Source organism: Brevibacillus brevis, from assembly GCF_031583145.1.
Taxonomy (GTDB): domain Bacteria; phylum Bacillota; class Bacilli; order Brevibacillales; family Brevibacillaceae; genus Brevibacillus; species Brevibacillus brevis_E.
In genome coordinates, this window is sequence record NZ_CP134052.1 from 44,714 (window position 1) to 65,776 (window position 21,063).

Consider the following 21,063-nt stretch of genomic DNA (forward strand, 5'->3'; position numbering starts at 1 on the left):
AATTACACCATGCTAATCAAAAAATCCCAAAAAATCTTGTGCCAATCGAAAGCAAATGTCACAAAGGCAATGGGAGCAAGCACAGAACCAAAAGGTATCGTGTCTTTAATTGTCATCCTGCGGGTAAGTATAAGAGTGATTGCAACAAAAGTTCCTACTATACAAGACAGAAATAACGTCAAGGCCACGCCAGTCCATCCGACAAGTAAACCGATTACAGCCATCAGCTTTACATCTCCCATACCCATTCCCTTCGGATTGAAAGCATGAGCAAGAAGTAAAAAGACGCACCCTGCAACTGAACCGATAATATAATCCAGCATGTTCGCCCGATCCGTGATCACTTGAAAAGCCATGAACACTAGAAAAAAGGGAACAATGGCCTTGTTAGGAATTTTTCTCGTCCGGATATCCTCCCAGGCAACCCATGCGGTAAACACAAGAAACAGAAGCAAAAGCAGCACATGACTTATTGATTGCAAATACATTCACCCTCTCTTACGATTCTTCTTGGGCAACTTGCGCCTTCACACGCTGTATGCGCTCGGCAATTGCCTTTCGGATAAAATCCGATTTATCTTCATTGACAATGGTTAGGGCCTGTTTTAACTTTTCTTCTTCCGCTTCCGTTAGGTAGCAATAGGTTTTTTTATCACGCTTTTCTTTAGGATCTTTCAAGGGTCGAGCCACGTTATCTCCCCGATTCTGTTATACGTTTTTCATCAAAAAAAGAAATTGCATAGCTGCAATTCCTACTGGCCACAGTCGGAAATACTTCCGACGACACCTCATCTTTCCATCCCTCGTTCCTTCCCTTTCCCTGGACGTTCCAGTCCGCGAAGCAGCTCACGATTCGGTTCCTGGTTCACAATTGATTGGAGAATGACTGAGGCCAAATCCCTGGTATCTGTTACTGACTTAATCGAAGCCTCCAGGATGCGCGCCGGTTCGACTTTGGACCAATTTAGCTCATAACCCGCGTTATTGGCCAAACTGCGTATAAACTCCCTCTGCGCCCTTCCGTTCCCTTCACGAAATGGATGGAGAACGTTTATCTCGGCCATGTAGTGCGATAACCGGTCTGCCGTCTTTTCCACGTCCATTCCGATCAAGTGATTTTCTCGTTTCAACTGCTGAAAAAGATCACGACTCGCCAATGGGATAAAATGAGCATTGGCAAACCTGAATGAGTCCTTTGCGATCTCTTCACTCCGGATCTCTCCTGCGAACGGGTAGACATCTTGAAAAATGTACCGGTGAATCCGGGAAAGATGATTCATGTCAAATGCACCCTTTATAGGACGTTCAACCAATTCAGCGAGCCGCTTGGTGGTTACAAGCTTGTCAAACTCATCGAGTTTCCGCTGGTCCCTTAAATTTGCTTTATTGATGAGTATGTCTGTACCTGGATAGCAGTATTTGGATTGCTGGTCTTTATACATTTTCAGCCCTCTTTAACGCTTCCTTGACAAAATCATCATGGTTCAATTCCCCGGCCAAAGCTTTCATGATTAGTTCGTCGTCCTCTTTTGAAAAGGTGAAGCCTTCAACCCTCATTGATGCTTTAGCGTTGTTCAAAGCATCCTCCAGCCGTTTCATAACTTTTTTCATCTCTTCATCCCCACCTTATAGAAGTAACTACCTTACCTATATTTTACCATATTGTTTTTAGGTGGTAAATAACCTCTTTATAATTACAATTATTTTTTCGGCTCTTCCTATTGGACTTAAACAGGTGTGGCCAGGGCGCAGCCTCCTGGTACTTCCGGATCTGCAGCCGGCGCGCTGGCATCGATCGACGGGCACAGGCGTATCCTGCAGTTCATCTCCTGCCGGGGCCAGGGCACGGCCCCTGGTTCTTTCCGGATCCGTAGCCGGCGGGCAGACATCGATCGTCGGGCATGAGCGTCCCTTGCAGTTCATGGCCGGGGGGCGGCCAGGGCGCGGCCTCCTGGTTCTTCCGGATCCGCTGTCGGCGCGGGGAACCCCTGGCCTCTTTCGTCATCACTAAATAAAAAAGCAGCGCCTGCGCGCCACTTAATGTAAGAATATTAACTCGTCAGCGATTTTGTATTCCTGCACTCTGGATAACCTGTACAACCAAGAAATTCCCCCTTTGAGCTTCTTCGTACTACCATTTCCTTTCCACAAACCTTGCACTTTTCTTTCGCTCGTGGCACTTCTCTTCTAACTTGTTCTGCTGACGGTATTGCATCAGGATTCATCTGCAGTATCATCTCGATAAGTGCCACTCGGTCAACTAGACGAACACTGTTGGCTGCGGCAAGTTTAACGGCCGGTTCCGTATAGCCCCTATTTGACACAACCCACGCCTCATGCGCTTTATAGTGTGCGATTGCTGCTTGAGCCTCCTGGACTGCACTTATACCTACATTTTTACTGTGTCGTTTCGCTTGAACTACGATCCGTTTTCCTTCTTTTTGGATTACTAGATCGGCCCCGAAGTCTCCTGTGGATCTTGTAACGTCAACTTTGTACCCTTGAGATTTAAACAAGAGTCCTAGGTAGTGCTCGAATTGTCTTCCATCCATCTGGTCAATATCCGAGATACCGGACCTTTTCAGCTTTTCTACCCTTTTTCCTCTCCTATAGATTGAAAAACTGATAATGATACCGAGCACTATTCCTGCTGTAATTCCGGCCATTTTAAAAGACTGCGTGTACCAAAATACACCCCAAAAAACAAATAAGACAACCGCTCCTAACAATTCCGCAATTGGATCGCCATTTTTCCTTCGTCTTTTACCCATATTCTTTCAAGGCTCCTGTCGCTTTTTTGATAGTCCTTATCCTTTTAACCACTTCAATTTTTCCTTAATTTGTTCGCGGCTTGGCTGCGTATACCGAGCTGTTGTTGATATGGCAGGTGTTCCTTTTCTAGTGATATGACCCAAATAAAAAGCAATCTCCTCTAACGTCCACCCTACCTCTCGGCACCGGTGAGCAAAGTCATGTCGCAAGTCGTGGTAGGTTATGTCCTTAATCAGTTCCCATTCATCATTTCTTGCTTGTTTTTTTAGACTTCGGAACCAATGATGTATTCCGTTCTCCGTCAATCGGTCGGCGCGCTGGGACACAAAAACATAGGGGCTACTTTTTCGTGCCCGTTCTTCTGAACGGATCCATTCATACAGCGGTCGGCGGACTTCATTGATCAGGTCGATGACCCGGCGTTTCCCCCCCTTATATCCAACTTCTACCGAGCCGATTTTTGGTCCCAGGGAACAATCCTCCAGCTTCAACCAAGCTACATCACTCACACGACAGCCTGCCCAAAACCCCAAGGCAAAGATTGCCTCGTTACGCAGATCTCCTTCCCGCTCAACTAAATTTCGCAGTATGTATCGTTGATCCTCAGTAAGAACGCGTGGAGCCATTAAGGGCTGGGCGGGTACGTCGATACCATTAGCCGGATTCTTCGATAATTCCCCGCGCTCGATTAGCCAGTTTGAAAAGGAACTGATGGCATATTTGACCCTGTTTCTATGCGAAACGCTGTAATTATTACTGGCCAGCTCATCCAAATACACGGTCAGAGCCGTTTTGGTAAGACTTGAAGGCTGAAACCTACCTTCCGATCCTGGCTTTGTGGAAATCCACTCCATGAATTGCCGCAGCGCTCGACCGTAGGCATCGGCCGTTCCCTCAGAAAACCGAGGATTTGATGCTAAGAACCTTTCGACGTAATTCTCCTCCGGCCTTTGAAACGGTACAACCTTCACAATGATTCCCTCCTGGAGTGCTGCCGCCCAATTATCGCAAAGGGCGCACTTCCGATTTTTTGACTAGTTTTAATTGATTTAGACTTTTCCAGTTCACCAATAACATCAATGGTTGCACTTGGATTACAACGCCATCACCGTATTCGACGTGATAAACAGGATCACCAGGCGCTATAAAATTTCCTTTTTCGTGGTCCCGATCACCATTCATCAAGCAAAGCCCCCACTTTCGTTAATCATCAGAGCGAAATTCTCCTTTTTGTGCGAGATCACATATGCAAGACTTCTTCCGTTTAAAGCAAACTCTTTAATATGTCCCTGAGCGTCCACATAAACTCTTTCCCAGGTTACAATTACCGATTCAATAAGGTGATAGTGAGCGAAATCGTTAAACATCATTTTGGTAAAAGCATGCATCAGTTGCTTTACTCTCCGGTCCTCAATGCCCAAAGGGTAAGTAACTGTAAACGATCCATTCATACAACCCCCTCCTTTTCTCCATACACAATAAGTTAAAAATCACTCACCCAATGCTCGCAAAGGTAATCCACAAATCTGAATTGCTTTCTCAATTTCCTTTTGTAACGTAGGATTATTAAGACGCCTGGACAAGTCTCCTGCTTTAAGTAACGAGCGAATTGCTGCTCGAACATAAGAAGAAACATCATTAGCTAACTGTTCACGATAAAAGCAATCAGCACACAAAGAAGTTTCAGCATCTACTTCCATTACTCGACAATGATCACCACAAGCATTACACCTGCCAATAAACTGAGCTTCCCAACTCATAAACAACTACCTCCATTGAGCACTTTGTAAGGTCAATCTTCTTGTATATGTTCATCACAGCGCCGAGAACCTACAAGGTACTCAGGTTCCCCACAATATTCACACTCCGAACTTTTTTTGGCGTTATAACCCATCCCAAAGTTTTTTCACAATCAAGTTTTGCCTGCCAGAGCAAGTCGAATGAGGATTTTTCCTCTTCCTTCAAAACTGTATGATATGGCAAAATCTCAAGAAGCATATCAGTCGTCCAATTCTCCCTTTTGGAGTAGTCAATCATATGATCCTCCCCTTTCTTATCAAACTGAGCATTCTGGATAAATCGGCTCTATTCGTGTTAAATGATCGAACGGTATTCCCGTTTTATATCTCGTTGGCTCAACTGCAACAGCAGCAAGCCCTTTTTGCTTTTACCGATCAACTGGAATCCTGCTTTTTTAAAACAAAAACCTGGATTTCTGGATGCTACCTTCTCAGCATCTACATACGTGATAATCCCATCCTTTGGCGGCAGCCCCCATTGTTTCAGTGTTGCTCTTACTGCCCACCGGATCATATCGGAACTGAGATATCCTGACTCGTTGCGGAATATCGTGCATTCCCAGGCATCTAAGCCATCGTCACGTATTCCCGACCAAGTAACCCATAAAGCATCCGCCAGAGCTGTCCGCAATACCAAATTGTGTCCTGGACGACAAAACTGTTTGTTTCCGACTGATTGACGGGAATAATGCCGATCTGCCAATTCTCGGCAGTTTCGATCCCCCTTGTCGGTTACGAACCACATGCCATATCGCAGAAAAGTGACGTCACTATTCTGTTTTCTTCTGGCCTTCTCGACCATATTTACTATCCAAGTCGCCAAGGAAACATTTTGATTTTTCGCTTCCTTCATCCACGAATGTTTCAAATCTTCGGGAAGAGTCAACGGATACCGAGGATGTGTCGTCGCCATCGTATCCCCCCTTTTTACTATCTACACATTAAATTAAACTTGAAACTCCGTGAAGCATTCAAAACATTTCCAGGTAGTTTCACTGATCCATTCGACACTATTCGGAGATTCTTTCCCTTCACACTTCGGACAAATCGGTTTTTTTCGTTTCGGTTTGTCTCTAAAATCTTTCAACTCTATTTTTTTCAACACTTCCAATTCTTCAGAAGACAAAACTGTCCAATACACGTCTTCGTAGTCACCGTAGACATGACTTTGAAAAACAGTTACATAGTCATCGCTTTTCATAACAACAGTTTTAAAGCTCCCAGACGGACTAACCCTCTCATGTACGATTTCGTAACCTTGAGTAAAAGCAAAATCAATTTTTTCCTGCAACTTAACAAACATCAAACCCCTCCTTGTCATTTTTAGATTTTCAGCGACATATTGTTTCTTTTCATCTGTTCCACGCGTAGCCATTTGACTAGAAAAAACACGTTCAAATAACTGTTTTTTGTTGATCCGTGTGTGACAAATAACCTTTAACATTGCTCAATCCCATATATCCCCACTACCCTTCTTATCTGATTCAGTTTTAAGCATTTTCTTATCTTGAACCAATTTCTTCCTCCTTATTCATCACAAATATTCTGTTACGAGTTTTCGGCTCTCATTTTATCCTTTTCGATCTAAACTCTACCCAAATTATACCACAACTCGTAACAGAAGTAACATTCTGTTACGAGTTTTATCAAATCAAATTTGTTCCTTTTCTTTGATCTCACGAAGAACTTGCGGAATTTCAGATAATTTTTGCTTGATATCGTTTTTCTTGATTTCAAATCATTCCTGGTTGCGACGTACATCTTCGTCAAACATGTTTGGACAATACTCATACTTGCTTGCTCCCATCGCGGATATCCTTCTCCTCATGAATTTCTACCTCCCCTATCTACTCTACCAACAATACCCAATGAGGGGTCTCCTGGTTCCTTCCGGATCTGCAGCCGGCGCACCAGGGCGATCGGCAAGCACGGGTCATCTCCTGCAGCTCGTCGCCGGCCGGGGCCAGGACGCGGCCTCCTGATTCCTTCCGGATCTACAGCCGGCGCGCCGGGCGCATAACCGGCAGCAAGGGCGGCCCAGGTTCTTCCGGGTGAGGGGCGGCAACCTATGGCCAAGCACTTTTTTTGTCTCAACCTGTTAAAATAAGCTAATTGAAAAGGAGCGTGAAAGCATGAACAAATCGTTTTATTATGTGATCAACGTCAAAGAGGCTACGTTCTTCTCCAAGAAACTTACCCGTCATTCTATCCCGCATTCCTTTGAGACGGGTGAAGATTTTTTGGCTCTACCGGCACACGAAATCTCTGTTTTATTTCCTGACTTGCCTATCCGGCAATACGACATCGTTCATAAAATGTTTGGGGGCACCGGCAAGCCAGTACCCCAATGAGTTCTCATCCTTCCATTGAGGAAGAGGAATCCAATTAGACACCCAATTTCATCTCCCTTGAGATGATGAGTCGAATTTGTTTTGTTCATCGTTAAGCAGACTGAGTAGTTTCCATGCCCATACCTCACTGTTAATTAATCTCCGTAAGGAGCTTTATCATCCTGGTATACATTCAAAGCTGATTTTGTAGCCTTATAGATTTCAGAAAAAGCTGCTGCAGCTTCTTTACTTACCAACTCGGGATTTTTTAACCATGCTTTGTATTGCTCAACCACTTCTGAAAAATCCATTCCTATCATCCCTTCTAATATTAATAAAAGAGACATGTAGGGAAGCCCTACATGTCCCCCCTTTCTTTCAGCGAATAGTACGTGTTCTCACCTAAAATGATGTGGTCTAAAACACTTATTCCTAACAATTCCCCGGCTTGCTGTAAATTTCTCGTTACAGCAACATCTTCCCGGCTAGGCGAAACATCTCCGGATGGGTGATTGTGACAAACAATAATTGAGGCTGCCTTATGTAGCAGGGCTTCGGTGTATACTTCCCTGGGATGAACAATGGAGGAATCCAAAGAACCTACATGAACTGTTGAAACACCAACAATCCGATTCTTAGTATTAAGGAACATCACGATAAAGTTTTCTCTGTCTGTACTGCAGAAGGTTTCAAAATAGTGGCGAAATATATCAGCCACATCCCTTGGCATCTTTATTTGTTTCTCATCATAACCGTAATGAAATGATTTCACCTTTTCCAATTTCACTTGATAAATGGAAATTCTCTTTGCCATTCATTATCTCTCCCTTGGCTTAGTTGGTTATCGCTGGGCGGCCCCGGTGGGCCATCGCCGTGGCTCAGACGGACCACGGAGCGCGCGGCTCACTGTACCCGGAGGGCGACACGGCGCAGCCGTAGGGAGTATGGCGCAGCCATATACAGTGAGAAGCCCGTGGTACGCTGACCAAACGGCGATGAGCCTGTTTAGGGGCCGCTGGCTCCCGGCGCAGACGGGAGGCTTCCTTAATCACTAGACAAGATCCAGGAGAAGCCCACAAACGCTCTTCCTGACTTCATGGAGTCCTTCCCTCATTTGCGTTAGGGGTGGGAGGGATAAAGAAGCGCACAGGAACCTAGAGGGCTTTGTCGGGCGCTTGCGGCCGGCTAGGCCCTCTGGTTATCGGGCGATTCCCCGACCCCCGGCGGCGGCCTCCGGCTGCCGTAACGTCCGGATCACCAAGCGTTCCATACTTTCACCAAAGGAGGTATGCCTTTGCAATCATTTCAGTAAGTAGTATCCCTCTTCTTTTGTAATCTCTGGCGACAAAGCCATAACCCTGTTCATTGTAATGGTCCGATTAGAAAACTCCATATCATACTTGTCTTTGAGAATTGGAAATATATCTTTCGCTTTCAGCTTCGATCCATTTTCCCGGAGAATCTGAATTACTTTCGGGACAACATCCTGCTGATAATCATATCTGGACTTGCGGTTCCTTTGATCCTCTCTATCAACGCTGCTATTATGATCCATTGATACGATTTCAGAATCAATTGTTTCCTGGCCTTTTATATCAGTTAGCATAGATTCCTCAATTTCACGAATCCTCGAAAGATATCCTTTAATCTCTTGTCCAATCTGCTTGTCCATATCTACATAGTCCCGCCGCAAAACTACCCGCCGTTCAATAGCAGCTTTTAGACTTTCTTGAAGTGCTTCCAACTCTTTCAACATAACCTTCATCCTTTACCAATTGTATTTTGCAACTCAAAAATGCAGAGTTTGGCGGCCAATTTATGCAGAACACTGCCAACATCAATACAAAAGAATTTAGGAAGACTTCATGCTGGATAGAGCATGGCGCAGTCGGTAGCTTTCTCCGGTAAACGCCAGAATATGGGCGTGGTGGACGAGGCGATCCACAAGGGCTGCCGTCAATCGCGTATCTCCAAACACCGTATTCCACTGCCCAAACTCCAAATTCGACGTCACAATCACACTGTTTCTCTCATAGCAAGCCGAGATGACATGAAACAACAGCTCAGCCCCCGTTTGGTGAAAGGGAACAAACCCAACCTCGTCCAAAATCAACAACTCACAGTCTGCCAGTTCTTTTTGAAACCGCATCAGTGCCCCATTCGCGTGTTTTTCCTGCAAGAGCGCAACCAGATCGGGAACACGGAAGAATCGAACGGCATATCCTCTTCGGCACGCCTCTACGCCAAGCGCTGTTGCCAGATGGGTCTTCCCCGTGCCCACTTTTCCCAGCATCAGCACATTTTCCTTACGCTCCAAAAAACGCAGGTCGATCAATCCCTCCTTTGTACATGTTTCCGGAAAGGTGACTGCCTCAAAATCGTAATCCTCCAGTGTCTTCAGTTGGGGAAACGCGGCTTTCTTCAATAATCGCTTCAGTTTGGTTTCTTCTCGCCGCTGAATCTCCATCCGCAAGACACCCAGCAGGAAGCTCTCCCGATCTTCAAACAGCACCTGTTCATAGGTTTCCATCACATGCGCCAAATGCAAAGTTTTGCACACCTTTGCCAGCTCTTCTCTCATTCCACCCTCACCCCCAGGATCCGGTCGTACTCTTCCAGCATTGGTATCTGCCCGTGAAGGGCAGGGGGTGTATGCGACTCTGAAAACGGTTCCGGGCGGAAAACAGGGTGTTTTATCGCGTAAAGGGCATGCTCCAAGGCAACAGCCAGATGCTCTTGCTGATGCGACAATTCTCCCAGTACTTGCCCAATTTCCTCCAACGTATAGGTGTCGAGTAATCGATGGAGCAGGCGAATTCGTGCTTTTCGTGCATTCATGTCTTCCACCGTCAAAAACGTTTGGAGCGCCTGAGGCATCATGTTGGTAAAGGAAGAATACATCACCGCCCGCGGGCGTTTTTCATATCTCTTCAATACCGCCTTCCAATCTACTGGAATGACTTTCTCCGTATAGGGACGAGGCAATGTCACAATCGGGGTATATGTCCCGTCTGCCGTTAACACCTCCAGCACATCCCACTTGACTTTCACCAAAACCGGCTGCATGGCCCGACACTGCGGCAACGGGAAGAGAGCCGCGTCAAACGACAGCTCAGCGTATTTGTTCAGGTGGCACGTCTCCAGCCGGAAAATCTCCAGCGGTGTCGTCGGCAGCGTCAGCAGCTTGCATTTTTCTTGCTCCCACAACTCGGCAATGGTTTGCTTTTTCACATAGTGAGGGCGCTGCATATCCGCACGGGCAGCTTCCGCCAAATACGTCTCCAGTTGTTCCGGCGTATCGATAACCGGTGGCGGAACACACCAGTTCCGGCGTCCATACCCCACTTTGTTTTCCACATGGCCTTTCTCATGGCCGCTGTATGGATTGCAAAACAGGGGCTCAAAGCGGTAATGGGCGCAGAAACGCCGAAACGCTTCCGTACACTCTCGTTTTCCGCCTTGCTGGATGGACACAACAGCAGCGGACAAGTTGTCAAACCAAATCTTGCGAGGAACCCCTCCCATTTGCTGAAATAGCCGCCCTAAGGCCTCCAGAAAGCATTCCGTGTTTTCTTTCGGAACCGGGAACACAAAGGCGGCATTGCTGTACGGAAACGACAGGGTCAATACTTTCCGCTCCACCAGTTCTCCCGACTTGACCACGTACACCGTCCCAAAGTCAGCCTGGGCTTCCCCGCCTGGATGCTCCAAACGCTCAAAATGTTCGGCTCGTTCGGCTGCCATGGCTTTCTTTCGCTTCGAGACATATTCGGATACGGTTCGCTGCCCGCCAGGGAAGCCGTACTCATCCCGTAACCGCTGAAACATGCGGACGGCTGTATGGCGTTGCTTGCGTGGAAGACGCTCATCATCCTCCAGCCATGTGTCAATAATCTCTAAGTACGGTCCCAACACCGGATGGCGGCCTTTTCGCTTGCATACCGGTTCATTCCAGTCGTCGCGATCCGCATATTTCTTGGCGGTTCGCCAATTCACCTGGACACGTTCCGCAATTTCCTGAATCGAACACCCTTCGACTTCCCGCAAAAATCGGATATACTGTTGTTGTGGCACTTTCAACATTCCTCTCACTCCCTCAGATTTTCGCCAAATCCAAGGGTAGATTTTGTAGGGGGATGTTGGCAAGTGCCTTTTTCATGGCCTCAGAATTGCGGTGGAACTCTGCAGTTTTCCGCCGCAATTCTCTGCACTTTTATCCTGCCATAAACAACCAATAATCATGAGTACATTTTAGCAATGCCGATAAGTAAAGGACATCATGTTTTCTTTTTTTTAGTGAATTTTTTCCTGTGGAAGTCTTCGTTAAATAGCATGTCATCCATGACTAATGTTCTTATATGAGCAGCCATGTCCAAATCATTTCTTTGAAGATAATCGTCTAACGCATCCCAATTTTCTTCTGGAAGAGAAAGCGTAATCGAACGAGAAACCAATGGCTTGTCCCCCATCGGTTTCCTTCCTGCGCCTGGCCTCGCTCCCCCTCTTGGCATGACTCCTACCCTCCTTTGGATCATCTTGTTTTTCGAAGTGCTTTTAATGCTTCATCAATGGTACTTACGGGGATCACATTCATCGGACTCAAACTCGTAATAAATTCTTTAGATAAGCTGTCATAATTCTCCTTTGGGACAAAGCAAATCACGGCCCCAAGATCCTGAGCAGCCATCAGTTTTACTTTGACACCACCAATTCCCCCAATGGATCCATCCGACTCAATGCTGCCGGTTCCAGCAATTGTTCTACCTCGAACAAGATCCTCTTCCCCAAACTGATGTATTAGCTCTAACGTAGCCATTAAACCAGCAGACGGCCCTAAGTTATTAGCACTTGAAATAAACAAATCAGGAGTAGGGAGGGCCACGTACCTCGTAGCAACAGTAAGCGCATGTTCGTGACTTAACTTTTTCTCGCTGGCGGCTTCTTTTAACTCCTTCTCAAATTCAGAAGTAAGTCCAGGCATCGATGTTACATTTTCTGGTTTGCCTATTTTCTTCAAAGTTTCTTGTAAGACATCCCTTTTTTCTTTAAATTCCCACCTCGGTAAATATTTCGTCTTATGAACAGACAGTTTGTAGAAATGCTCGTCTTTGTGGTGATATTGACTTTTTAGTTCATCGCTTAATTTTGTTGGCTCAGCGTAATATGTAATTTGCCATCCGATCCCCAAGGTATCTATAAATGAAATTGCAAGAAGAAAAAAGGCAACGTAAATCAGCATCATTTTGAAAGTTTCCAGAATGATTTTCTGCCACCCTAAGAATAATTTACACCTTTTGCTTACGTACCCCATCATTAGAAAAAAACAAACCCCCGCAATTAGGGAAACAACGGGGAAGTATTTGAAAAAGAAAATCTCTGAAATCCAGTTCATTGAATGTCCTCCAACGTTTGCAAGCTACGGCCTTTTCAACGAAAAAACCCAATCGTATCCGTCTCCGTTATCGATGTATACAGTTCGCCTCACCACTTTCACTGAGCATTCTTTGCCACGAACGGTATTGTACGCATTAAAAATTGGATTATAGTCCTTGTCCATTTTTTCAAATTTCACTTCACTCAGAAAGATGCAATTTCTTTGTATCGATCCTACCAAAGACTCCATAACACTCAGAATTTCAACCGTATCAATTACACTCATGATCAAAAGCCTCCTTATTGGTTTTTGGTTGGTTATCGCTGTATAAATATAATAACATAAACATAGATTTACTTCAATATTTTTGTGACATTTGTTTTCTCTTTTCTTATAACGCCGGCGGCAGCCAGGACGCGGCCTCCTGGTTCCTTCCGGATCCGCAGCCAGCGCGCAGAAGCAAACAGCAGCAAAAAGCACTCAGGTCAAATTGAACTGCACCCCAATTGTTGGACATATTCAACAGTTGGAGGTGCAGTTTTTCTATGACTAAATTTAGTGGGGATGTTAAGTTAGCTGCGGTTCAACGATACTTAGAAGGTGTGGAGAGTTATTCTTCGATTGCAGCGTCCATTGGTGCATCTGCCTATATGGTGAGAAACTGGGTGTTGCAGTACGAGCATCAGGGTGAAGAAGCCTTTGTAAAATCCTATACAAGTTACTCGGCACAGTTTAAACTAGACGTACTCAATTATATGAATACTTATGGGACGTCTCCGAATGAAACAGCCGCCATTTTTCGAATCACCTCTCCTGGTTTGATTCGAAAATGGAGAATGCAATTTCAATCACAAGGAATAGACGCCCTCATTTCAAAGAAAAAGGGGCGTCCAGCCATGAAGAAGGGACACAAGAAAGGAACACCTGTTGAAGGATCAGTCGAGGCACTGCAGGAAGAATTAGAGCGTTTACGCATGGAGAATGCTTACTTAAAAAAGTTGAATGCCTTAGTTCAAAGCAAGGAAAAATTACAAAGCAAGACAAAGCGCAAGTAGTATTTGAACTAAGGACCGAATTTCCTATAAAAGCGCTACTTAAACTCGCGGGTATTCCACGAAGTACGTATTATTACTATGTAAAAACTTTCAGCCGTCCAGAGAAACATGCTGAATTAAAAACATTAATTCAGGCGATTTACCATGAACATAAAGGACGCTACGGATACCGTCGTATTAAGGATGAACTCAAGAATCTAGGACATCAGGTAAACCATAAAAAAGTACAGCGATTGATGAAACAGTTAGGCTTAAAAAGCATGGTTCGGATGAAAAAATATCGCTCCTATAAAGGGGAAGTTGGAAAGGTGGCGCCGAATATTTTGGATCGCAACTTCCACGCAGACAAGCCAAATCAGAAGTGGGTAACGGATATTACGGAGTTTAAATTATTTGGCGAAAAGCTTTATTTATCGCCAATGTTAGATTTATTTAACGGAGAAATTGTCGCCTATACGATTGATTCAAAACCAAGGTATTCTCTTGTTTCAACGATGCTGGACCAAGCTTTTAAACGACTAACAGATGAAGACCAGCTGCTTATTCACTCGGATCAAGGCTGGCATTACCAAATGAGCAAGTACCAACAGGCATTAAAAGAAAAGAACATTACGCAGAGTATGTCACGAAAAGGAAACTGTTATGACAATGCTGTAATGGAGAACTTCTTTGGTATCTTAAAATCGGAATTTTTATATATGCAGGAGTTTGAAAACATTGAACATTTTAAACAAGAGTTAGCAAAATACATCGATTACTACAACAACAAACGAATCAAGGCAAAATTAAAAGGCTTGAGTCCAGTGCAATACCGAACTCAAACCTTACTTGCTGCTTAATTAAAATGACTGTCTAACTTTTTGGGGTCACTTCAAATTCCTGAGTGCTTTTCTTTACTCATCTTTAGTGAATCCGATTTGTTTTTACCACTTCCCAAACAGGATTTAATATCCTAATAGGAACCGTATCAGTTTCTACATGGTATTGACCGTCTGGCCCGGTGTGATTGTAAGTAAGAACAAAGGTAAAGTTATAGGTTCCATTCCGGAGCTTATCAAAGTTTTCTCGCCACATGTCACCATTCCAAGTTGTTTTATCAGAAGAGGTTAGATCTGATGTTAAATTCGTCGTACTCATGGTGACTTTCAACGTTGCTCCTTTCACTGGAGATGTACCGGTATTGGTGGAATCCGCATATAAGATAAATTTCTCTCCTCCCCAAAATACATCATAGGTACGAGGACTTTCTGGATTTCCCGTTTTCTGCGTGTTATAAGCTTTACGCAAGGCATCCCAGCGGTCAGTATGTTTGACATAACCCTTTACCCACAAATCGTATACTTCGAACTGAGTTTGCGCTCCTTCAATAGTAATGGTATAAGCATTCCCGATAGAGTCGCTATCGGACCCAGGAGTACATTTTTCTTCTACGTCCCCTTCGTCATTTTCGATCTCTTCGCATTGTTCATATGTCACTTCGAAGTCTACACGATAGTTGGCAATAATCTTGAAGCCTTCTGCCTTCACAACATACTTTTCTGCCAACAGCTCTTGTACTCTATCACGATTTGTCGGAACGGTTGTGCCGTGGTAATAATTCGACTGAACTTGTTGATTCGTGTTAAGCGAATACGTTTGATCGATACCTGGACCATTTACTGTCATCGGAGTTGTAGGCGGCCAATTAGTCATCGAGCTTCCCATCGCATTCCAAGAAGTCGGGTTAACAGAGACATTTACATTTTTGTACTCGTCCCCTGAATACGAAGATTCTAATTCGGCACGCTTTTCATTGATCGCATTATTTATTTGCTGATTAATTTGGTCCATAGCTTGATCGATTTTGTCTTGGTCAATCTCTACTTCAATTCTCGCCTTCTCTTTCTCATAAACACCATCATTCGGAAGGTTTAATAGTCGATTGCCACTGTCATAGACACGAATCTTCATCTGGCCTCCAGGAATATTTCCACCAGGGCCGCCACCGCCTCCGCCTCCGCCAGGTGGTGGACTACCATTGACAAGAACTGGCCAAGAACCCGTATTGTCCTTCCAGGTAGTTTCGTTAGATGGCGAATTCTTATTCGGGTTAATGTTTGCAGTAAAATTCATCGACACATCCGGATAAACAACACTAACCTTGATAATCTTTGATTCTCCGGCCTTTAGTCCGGTGACATCAACGGTTTGAGATTTGCTCTCTTTATCAAACTTGAGCAAAACCTTAGAGCTTTGTGTGCTGTCTCCTTTGTTCATGACTTTGACTTCAACTTCCGCTGCTGTACCAGCATTTTGCGGATCTTTCGGAGTAATCTTGAAGTAATCTGGATCGACAGCTAAGTTTTCTTTAGAACCTCCGACCGGATCGATAGTACCGTCAGGTTTTAGTTCCCACTCTGCGCAGTTATCATCCCAACGCGACTCTTCCTCGGGGTCAGGCTTAAAGGAATAACCCAAAGTGACGTTAATGCAAGCCTCCAGAATGGTTGTTTTCGATGGATAAGTAGCATTTCCCACAAAAGGTTGGTCATCCTCATAAGCCTTAATTTTAATATTATTGGAGTTAATGGTCTTTCCATCTTTCCACCGCATAAAGAAGAGCGGTACGTGATCGAATTTTCCATCATTGCCGTAGTAGGTAGTGATTTCGATACTATCTCCAGGCTTTGGTGCCCCATTTGAGGTACTACAAACCGTGGTATCTCGTCTTTCCTTACATACAAGAATGGAAATGACATTAGGGTCAACGTAAAGATTTTCCATCGACGGCTTATCACCTTCAACCTGAATAATGATCTCGCCCTCGCAAGGATCCGCCCCAGTATCATCGATCATTGTCTGGCTTCTCCAGGAAGCCTTGTAAATTAATGATTCAATGTTTCCATCCTTATCTTGCGGGATAGTGAAGGAAGACTCATAGACGTCCTTATTATCTGATCGTAAATGCTTATATGTCGGTGTTCCGGAAACCCCTTCGGGATTATACCACCCAACCCAAAGACTTGCTTTTTTTTCAAATTTAAAGTAAATCGTGAAATCGCCATTCAAATCATCCTTTGTAATCTTTAAAGGAATAGGCGCAGTCCTTGGGTCGATGGTTGTCCCACCGTAGGTCATTGTTACTCCATAACACCCATCGCCACCACCAGTGTTCCCTTCGGCGGTCTGAATATTAAAGACTGTCTCACAGAAGGTTGGGTCATCAGGAACAAATGAGATAACAATGGTGTCTCCTGGAGAGTATTTCGAATATCCCCCAGGAATTTTTGCAGTATACGGAGATTTTGCCGCAACGGTTCCGATTAAGGTTCGGGTCCCACCACGTATCTCATAATACTTTCCGGCTACAGGGGCGGAAAAGACAATATTCGTGTTGAGTGTTCCATTCTCGTTCGTGATCTGGCGGAAATCGACAGGCCCAATGTCTTCTACAAGATCAGAAGCAGAACCCGCCGAAGTAGTATTCGGTGGCGCACCGTAATACTTAAAAGTGTCCGGCCATTTTACCGTACAATTTTTCACTTCAAGGGTAACTTCCCACTCACAATCAAGATCTTCGTTCATACCGCCCTCAAACTGGATCTTGATTTTGTATGTACCCGCTTTATTCAAGACTAGACCGTCGGGACCTACATCCAAGGTCTGCCTTGAACTGTTCCCAAAGATCTTAGTGTAGGAGGATTGCCCAGGATATTGGACAAGCCACACTTCGCTGCCAGCATAGATTGAACCATCGTCGGGGTCTTTTTCAAAAAGGGTAAAATTTCCCCCAGTGGTATTATCGGAATGATAATAGATGTCAGCTCCAAGATAGCTGGTGAGAACTGCCCCATTATATACAGTTCTTGCTCGATTGTAATTGGTCGAATCTTTAACAACCGGACACTCTTTCTCATCGCCATTTCCTTTGATTTGGAACTTATGTGTCCAACAATTGTCCCCATCGTCGCTTTCAAAAGTAATGGTGAAGGTTTCGAGAGGTGAACCAACAACGTCCCACATACCCTGTTTTCTGTCCCCATTAGAAGGGGTCGGCAGCTCAAATCCATCGACGTAAAAAGTCCCCTCTTCATAGAAGGTGAAGAACACACGATCACCGTCTTTGACCATGAGTGTGCTCCCGTTGCTTGGACGATCATCGTAAGTATAGTTACCGTTTTCACCATTGATGTAAATATCCATAACATTTTTGTAACTACTTACGTCACAAGTTGGACCAGGATCAGGTCCCGGATCTGTCCCACCGCCAGTCGGGGTCCCAACGGTGAACTTAGCCGAATATGCTACTCCTGTACCACTAACAGAAGGTGCGTTTTGAGTGTTGCGATCATGGGTGTCTGTCAGAAGAATCCTGGCTTCGTAGTTCCCAGCTTTGGTAGGAGTCCACGTTTGCTCCGGGAAAGTTACCGTTTGTCCACTACCATCTCCCGTACCACTTATCGGGTATTCTTTGATCAGCGATGTATATGTTTTTTCCGTTACGCCCGTATCGAGATTGTAAATGTAGAAATTAAGCACTTTGATTCCACGATTGTAAATACTGTAATCGGTCCCGTAGGAGTTAATAATTTTTACTGTCTGCCCCACATCATACTGAGATTTGTCGGTATCGATTCCTCCAACCGGCCGTTTTGTGGTTACAAAGTTAGTTACACCGACATATGAACCTTTTTCCGTTCCCGTGGTGGGTCTGAAATAAAACGCTCCACCCTTCCCTCCGGACATTTCTGCAACTTTTGCCAAAAGATATCCAGTGTAGGGTTCACCCCCTCCCTCGGATATATCACCGCCATACAGACCATTAGCATAAGTCATGAAGTCAGGATTACCGTTAAAGAGCCTTGCCCAAGCTTTCGCCTCATCGATATTTACTATCGGATATCCGTTGTCTGCTATAAGGGTTGCCCTAGAATAGTTAGCAACTTTCCCTGTTCCCGATGTTGCACCACTGTAATTTACATCAGCGAAAGTTAGATACATTCGCTCTGAAAAAAAACCAAATCCGTCAACTTTGTTGTCACTACTATCTTGTACCTTTTTATCATCATCCAGCCATCCTACCTTTCTACCACCAACTTCTGGATTTGTTGTGGAAGCATCCGATTGGTCAGGAAAAAGGAGTGCACCGTTTAATGCTATTACGAGAGCAAGAAGTATCTTCCAAAGTCTGTCTATAAATAGTTTCATTGATTTTCCCCCAAATTAACGGGTATTTTTACGTGTCAAGTCTGTTCCGCTGCTATATTCGTAACTGGCTAAAGCTTTAGATTGTCCAGAGTTCTTTACTGTAAATTGCATGAATTTGACCTGACTTGCGTTTACCATAAAATCATCACCGGAGTAAAAGGAAGCAGCGTTGTCATTTTTGAAGACGATAAACATCCTTATGTCCTTGCCGCTGGCAGTTGGGACTTTTCCCTTCAAGTATCCTCCAGAGATTTTTAGGGAATTGTGAAGCTGCTGAGCAATAATTTCAGCATTTTTAGTGTCCAAGACATCTTTATGCAGGAGGGAGAGGGCAATGGCTTCCTCACCACGAGTGACACTCCCAAGACCATCATAAGCTGTTGTTGAAACACCATTAGCGAATTTTCCGGCCTTTTTGGGAAGAAATCCACTATTTACGGCGACATCAGAATAAACTGGACGCTTTTTTTGGTAAGATTTAAACATACTCTTCCAAGAATTATTCATTAGCAAAGCAGCTTCTTCCCGGTTCAATACTTTGCTGGGATTGATAACCACACTATCCAGAATCCCGTCCTTTTTCGCCCGCTCATAGTAAACCTTCGCCCAATGATTCGCAGGGAGTCCAGAAACTGGAATACCTGTGGTCAATCCTTTAGCGTTGGCCAGTCCAACAACCAAATCCGCCTGCGTAATGGCTTGATCTGGCCTGAAATTGCCGTCAGGATACGTCCACATAAGACGGTTTTTTACCACGTACTCGATATGGGTCTTGTACGCATGATTGGTATAATCTTTAGCAACAATTTGAGCAGCATATGTCGCCTGCGGGGAAACACCCTGAGCTACTCCCAACGCGATACTCGCTGCAATGACGCCATTTATTACTTTTTTGATGTGTCTTTTCATACACCGTTCCTCCTTAATTTTTGACCTGGTTCATGGCCACATTTATAACTGCTGCTCTCCAAAACTCATCCGATATTGAACCATGTTATAAAGCAAATTTAATGCCTCGTCCCAGGTAAGCTCTTTCACGTCATTCGGAACATATTTCCGTTTTGCCCACGGAGCTATTTGTTCAATTTCAATACTGATCTCATGTGTTTTGAGTGCCTTTTCAACCAGTGTGTATGCCTTCTCTGCTGAAATTGGCTTATCAGTAGGAACCGGATAATCCACTCCAATAATCCCTTGTTCTATTGCGATTTTTTGTACCTCTGCGACTTGCCCTTGTTGCGGTTTTTGAAAATCAGGATCATTAGCGTTTAAGATGACTAGAAATTCAAGAAAATCAGTCTCCCACATCGGCAAGCGCAAATCGAAACTGTCACCTAAAAATTCCCGATTGTCTGCCCAATGCACCAATTTATAGTTTGGAACTTCTTCTACAGTGAACGTACCGCTCCGGTCACCGTCACCTTTCAAAAGCAAATAACTATAGATACAGATGGCAACGGCCACAACGCCAAGTATAACAACGGAAATGTTTGTTACTCTTCCAAAACGCGGCATTCAATTCCCTTCCTTAATTAAGATTAAAGTTTCTCTTGATAAATTTACGGACAGCCACTTCATTTACAACCCCAACCAATTTATCAACTACCTTTCCATCCTTCACCGCAAAAACTGTAGGTGTCGCTTCAACTCCCAATTTAATCGCTTCTTCTCGTTTTTTCTGTTCACTAAAGATGTCCCATCGAACCACATTCAGATTCGGATAGCCGCTGACGGCTTGTTCAAAAGTAGGTGTGAATTTTTTACAATAGGGGCACGTTTGACTGTATACATACAGCAAACCCTCATCCAACCCGTCAACATTCTGTTCGGAGTTTGCCAAAAGATTACCACTGAGAACAATCATCGTTGCGATCATAAAGACGCCAATAACTGCCAGCAGCAAGAACAAATGTTTTTTACTTCGCACCTTCGTTTTCCCACTTGAAATGACAACACTTTTTCCCATTTTTCGTATCCCTCAATTCCTTCTGTCTTTTTTCGGCCCCGGTGGGCCATCGCCGTGGCTCAGACGGACCACGAGGCGCGCGGCTCACTGTACCCGGAGGGCGACACGGCGCAGCCGTAGGGAGTATGGCGCAGCCATATACAGTGAGAAGCCCGTGGTACGCTGACCAAACGGCGATGAGCCTGTTTTTAGGGGCCGGCCTTCAACGCATAATCCGGAAGGGTTTTTACTGCGAAGCGTGTTCAAGAGACTGCTTTTCAGACATCTCTCGTAATGCTTGCAGTCGTTTTTCTGGTGGAATGTCCAGAGTGGTTTCCACCCTGTCAAGGAACCCGAGACGAATGAAGGCCAGCTCGCGAAAAGCAACAAGTTTTTGTACCTCGTCCTCCAGAGAAGCATTAATGCGAATCACTGGATTCCCTTGACACTTGATTGAGTAACCATCCCTAGAAACCAAATCTTCTCGGAAAAAGGAAACTAATATCCCTTCGCAACTCAGCCTGTAAGAAATATCCCTTTGTGTTCCATTGAACTCATCGGGTAAAATTACATTTGGTAGCGACATACCGTTACCCCTTTC

Annotated in this window: 25 protein-coding genes; 2 read left to right on the plus strand and 23 right to left on the minus strand. The window is 44.7% G+C overall.

Going from position 1 to position 21,063, the window contains the following annotated elements; all coding sequences use genetic code 11:
• Positions 1-2: 2 nt before the first annotated feature.
• From RGB73_RS30345 to RGB73_RS30390, 10 genes are all read right to left on the minus strand, one after another.
• Positions 3-488 (minus strand): prepilin peptidase, encoded by a 486-nt coding sequence (locus RGB73_RS30345; protein WP_310774675.1) that lies wholly within the window; start codon positions 486-488, stop codon positions 3-5.
• A 10-nt stretch (positions 489-498) separates the two neighbouring features.
• Positions 499-690: a hypothetical protein gene (locus RGB73_RS30350; protein ID WP_310774676.1), complete on the minus strand. Its 192-nt coding sequence runs from the start codon at positions 688-690 to the stop codon at positions 499-501.
• Positions 691-788: 98 nt separating this feature from the next.
• Positions 789-1,442: a Fic/DOC family protein gene (locus RGB73_RS30355; RefSeq protein WP_310774677.1), complete on the minus strand. Its 654-nt coding sequence runs from the start codon at positions 1,440-1,442 to the stop codon at positions 789-791.
• On the minus strand, positions 1,435-1,611 hold the full coding sequence (locus RGB73_RS30360; RefSeq protein ID WP_310774678.1) for an antitoxin VbhA family protein: 177 nt from the start codon (positions 1,609-1,611) through the stop codon (positions 1,435-1,437). The genes RGB73_RS30355 and RGB73_RS30360 overlap by 8 nt, the downstream gene beginning before the upstream one ends.
• A gap of 440 nt (positions 1,612-2,051) precedes the next feature.
• Complete coding sequence (locus RGB73_RS30365; RefSeq protein ID WP_310774679.1) at positions 2,052-2,771, minus strand: restriction endonuclease; 720 nt, start codon at positions 2,769-2,771, stop codon at positions 2,052-2,054.
• 36 nt (positions 2,772-2,807) lie between these two features.
• Entirely contained in the window at positions 2,808-3,743 is a 936-nt protein-coding gene (locus RGB73_RS30370; protein WP_310774680.1) for a tyrosine-type recombinase/integrase, read from the minus strand.
• A 210-nt stretch (positions 3,744-3,953) separates the two neighbouring features.
• Positions 3,954-4,223: a hypothetical protein gene (locus tag RGB73_RS30375; RefSeq protein ID WP_310774681.1), complete on the minus strand. Its 270-nt coding sequence runs from the start codon at positions 4,221-4,223 to the stop codon at positions 3,954-3,956.
• Between the two features lie 39 nt (positions 4,224-4,262).
• Positions 4,263-4,532, minus strand: coding sequence for a hypothetical protein (locus RGB73_RS30380; protein ID WP_310774682.1), 270 nt, complete (start codon positions 4,530-4,532; stop codon positions 4,263-4,265).
• Between the two features lie 334 nt (positions 4,533-4,866).
• Entirely contained in the window at positions 4,867-5,484 is a 618-nt protein-coding gene (locus tag RGB73_RS30385; RefSeq protein ID WP_310774683.1) for a hypothetical protein, read from the minus strand.
• A gap of 33 nt (positions 5,485-5,517) precedes the next feature.
• The gene (locus tag RGB73_RS30390; protein ID WP_310774684.1) at positions 5,518-6,015 is read right to left on the minus strand and encodes a hypothetical protein; all 498 of its coding nucleotides are present in this window, start codon (positions 6,013-6,015) and stop codon (positions 5,518-5,520) included.
• Positions 6,016-6,703: 688 nt separating this feature from the next.
• On the opposite strand from RGB73_RS30390, the gene RGB73_RS30395 reads away from it, so the two are divergent.
• Complete coding sequence (locus RGB73_RS30395; protein ID WP_310774685.1) at positions 6,704-6,922, plus strand: hypothetical protein; 219 nt, start codon at positions 6,704-6,706, stop codon at positions 6,920-6,922.
• 134 nt (positions 6,923-7,056) lie between these two features.
• On the opposite strand, the gene RGB73_RS30400 is transcribed toward RGB73_RS30395, so the two are convergent.
• The 8 genes from RGB73_RS30400 to RGB73_RS30435 all read right to left on the minus strand — a co-directional run bounded on the left by RGB73_RS30400 (position 7,057) and on the right by RGB73_RS30435 (position 12,560).
• Entirely contained in the window at positions 7,057-7,212 is a 156-nt protein-coding gene (locus RGB73_RS30400) for a hypothetical protein (RefSeq protein ID WP_310774686.1), read from the minus strand.
• 47 nt (positions 7,213-7,259) lie between these two features.
• Positions 7,260-7,715 carry a RadC family protein gene (gene radC / locus RGB73_RS30405; protein ID WP_310774687.1) on the minus strand — a complete coding sequence of 152 codons (456 nt, stop codon included), beginning with the start codon at positions 7,713-7,715 and terminating at the stop codon, positions 7,260-7,262.
• A 486-nt stretch (positions 7,716-8,201) separates the two neighbouring features.
• Positions 8,202-8,657 carry a Rok-like winged helix domain-containing protein gene (locus RGB73_RS30410; protein ID WP_310774688.1) on the minus strand — a complete coding sequence of 152 codons (456 nt, stop codon included), beginning with the start codon at positions 8,655-8,657 and terminating at the stop codon, positions 8,202-8,204.
• Positions 8,658-8,753: 96 nt separating this feature from the next.
• Entirely contained in the window at positions 8,754-9,482 is a 729-nt protein-coding gene (gene istB, locus RGB73_RS30415) for an IS21-like element helper ATPase IstB (RefSeq protein ID WP_122958828.1), read from the minus strand.
• On the minus strand, positions 9,479-10,984 hold the full coding sequence (gene istA / locus RGB73_RS30420; protein WP_310774689.1) for an IS21 family transposase: 1,506 nt from the start codon (positions 10,982-10,984) through the stop codon (positions 9,479-9,481). Before istA ends, istB begins: the two co-directional genes overlap by 4 nt.
• A 194-nt stretch (positions 10,985-11,178) precedes the next feature.
• Positions 11,179-11,412 carry a hypothetical protein gene (locus tag RGB73_RS30425; RefSeq protein ID WP_310774690.1) on the minus strand — a complete coding sequence of 78 codons (234 nt, stop codon included), beginning with the start codon at positions 11,410-11,412 and terminating at the stop codon, positions 11,179-11,181.
• A gap of 20 nt (positions 11,413-11,432) precedes the next feature.
• Positions 11,433-12,293 (minus strand): S16 family serine protease, encoded by an 861-nt coding sequence (locus tag RGB73_RS30430; protein WP_310774691.1) that lies wholly within the window; start codon positions 12,291-12,293, stop codon positions 11,433-11,435.
• A 24-nt stretch (positions 12,294-12,317) separates the two neighbouring features.
• A complete protein-coding gene (locus RGB73_RS30435) occupies positions 12,318-12,560 on the minus strand; it encodes a hypothetical protein (protein ID WP_310774692.1) in 243 nt (80 codons plus the stop codon).
• 260 nt (positions 12,561-12,820) lie between these two features.
• Here RGB73_RS30435 and RGB73_RS30440 point away from each other — a divergent pair.
• Positions 12,821-14,169, plus strand: a protein-coding gene (locus RGB73_RS30440; RefSeq protein WP_310774693.1) for an IS3 family transposase whose coding sequence is annotated in 2 segments (ribosomal slippage) — positions 12,821-13,265 and positions 13,265-14,169 — 1,350 coding nt in all. Because the reading frame shifts where the segments join, the coding sequence is not laid out codon by codon here.
• Between the two features lie 64 nt (positions 14,170-14,233).
• Here the strand turns inward: RGB73_RS30440 and RGB73_RS30445 are convergent.
• From RGB73_RS30445 to RGB73_RS30465, 5 genes are all read right to left on the minus strand, one after another.
• Positions 14,234-18,517, minus strand: coding sequence for a hypothetical protein (locus RGB73_RS30445; RefSeq protein WP_310774694.1), 4,284 nt, complete (start codon positions 18,515-18,517; stop codon positions 14,234-14,236).
• A gap of 15 nt (positions 18,518-18,532) precedes the next feature.
• Complete coding sequence (locus RGB73_RS30450; RefSeq protein WP_310774695.1) at positions 18,533-19,426, minus strand: S-layer homology domain-containing protein; 894 nt, start codon at positions 19,424-19,426, stop codon at positions 18,533-18,535.
• Positions 19,427-19,468: 42 nt separating this feature from the next.
• Positions 19,469-20,032 carry a hypothetical protein gene (locus RGB73_RS30455; RefSeq protein ID WP_310774696.1) on the minus strand — a complete coding sequence of 188 codons (564 nt, stop codon included), beginning with the start codon at positions 20,030-20,032 and terminating at the stop codon, positions 19,469-19,471.
• Positions 20,033-20,045: 13 nt separating this feature from the next.
• A complete protein-coding gene (locus RGB73_RS30460) occupies positions 20,046-20,483 on the minus strand; it encodes a thioredoxin domain-containing protein (RefSeq protein ID WP_310774697.1) in 438 nt (145 codons plus the stop codon).
• 226 nt (positions 20,484-20,709) lie between these two features.
• Positions 20,710-21,048 carry a hypothetical protein gene (locus RGB73_RS30465; RefSeq protein ID WP_310774698.1) on the minus strand — a complete coding sequence of 113 codons (339 nt, stop codon included), beginning with the start codon at positions 21,046-21,048 and terminating at the stop codon, positions 20,710-20,712.
• Positions 21,049-21,063 lie beyond the last annotated feature (15 nt).

Coding starts and splice junctions, on each gene's coding strand:
- RGB73_RS30345 (WP_310774675.1), bottom strand. CDS start 488: ATGTATTTGCAATCAATAAGTCATGTGCTGCTTTTGCTTCTGTTTCTT.
- RGB73_RS30355 (WP_310774677.1), bottom strand. CDS start 1,442: ATGTATAAAGACCAGCAATCCAAATACTGCTATCCAGGTACAGACATA.
- RGB73_RS30360 (WP_310774678.1), bottom strand. CDS start 1,611: ATGAAAAAAGTTATGAAACGGCTGGAGGATGCTTTGAACAACGCTAAA.
- RGB73_RS30365 (WP_310774679.1), bottom strand. CDS start 2,771: ATGGGTAAAAGACGAAGGAAAAATGGCGATCCAATTGCGGAATTGTTA.
- RGB73_RS30375 (WP_310774681.1), bottom strand. CDS start 4,223: ATGAATGGATCGTTTACAGTTACTTACCCTTTGGGCATTGAGGACCGG.
- RGB73_RS30380 (WP_310774682.1), bottom strand. CDS start 4,532: ATGAGTTGGGAAGCTCAGTTTATTGGCAGGTGTAATGCTTGTGGTGAT.
- RGB73_RS30385 (WP_310774683.1), bottom strand. CDS start 5,484: ATGGCGACGACACATCCTCGGTATCCGTTGACTCTTCCCGAAGATTTG.
- RGB73_RS30390 (WP_310774684.1), bottom strand. CDS start 6,015: ATGTTAAAGGTTATTTGTCACACACGGATCAACAAAAAACAGTTATTT.
- RGB73_RS30395 (WP_310774685.1), top strand. CDS start 6,704: ATGAACAAATCGTTTTATTATGTGATCAACGTCAAAGAGGCTACGTTC.
- RGB73_RS30400 (WP_310774686.1), bottom strand. CDS start 7,212: ATGGATTTTTCAGAAGTGGTTGAGCAATACAAAGCATGGTTAAAAAAT.
- radC (WP_310774687.1), bottom strand. CDS start 7,715: ATGGCAAAGAGAATTTCCATTTATCAAGTGAAATTGGAAAAGGTGAAA.
- RGB73_RS30410 (WP_310774688.1), bottom strand. CDS start 8,657: ATGTTGAAAGAGTTGGAAGCACTTCAAGAAAGTCTAAAAGCTGCTATT.
- istB (WP_122958828.1), bottom strand. CDS start 9,482: ATGAGAGAAGAGCTGGCAAAGGTGTGCAAAACTTTGCATTTGGCGCAT.
- istA (WP_310774689.1), bottom strand. CDS start 10,984: ATGTTGAAAGTGCCACAACAACAGTATATCCGATTTTTGCGGGAAGTC.
- RGB73_RS30425 (WP_310774690.1), bottom strand. CDS start 11,412: ATGCCAAGAGGGGGAGCGAGGCCAGGCGCAGGAAGGAAACCGATGGGG.
- RGB73_RS30430 (WP_310774691.1), bottom strand. CDS start 12,293: ATGAACTGGATTTCAGAGATTTTCTTTTTCAAATACTTCCCCGTTGTT.
- RGB73_RS30435 (WP_310774692.1), bottom strand. CDS start 12,560: ATGAGTGTAATTGATACGGTTGAAATTCTGAGTGTTATGGAGTCTTTG.
- RGB73_RS30445 (WP_310774694.1), bottom strand. CDS start 18,517: ATGAAACTATTTATAGACAGACTTTGGAAGATACTTCTTGCTCTCGTA.
- RGB73_RS30450 (WP_310774695.1), bottom strand. CDS start 19,426: ATGAAAAGACACATCAAAAAAGTAATAAATGGCGTCATTGCAGCGAGT.
- RGB73_RS30455 (WP_310774696.1), bottom strand. CDS start 20,032: ATGCCGCGTTTTGGAAGAGTAACAAACATTTCCGTTGTTATACTTGGC.
- RGB73_RS30460 (WP_310774697.1), bottom strand. CDS start 20,483: ATGGGAAAAAGTGTTGTCATTTCAAGTGGGAAAACGAAGGTGCGAAGT.
- RGB73_RS30465 (WP_310774698.1), bottom strand. CDS start 21,048: ATGTCGCTACCAAATGTAATTTTACCCGATGAGTTCAATGGAACACAA.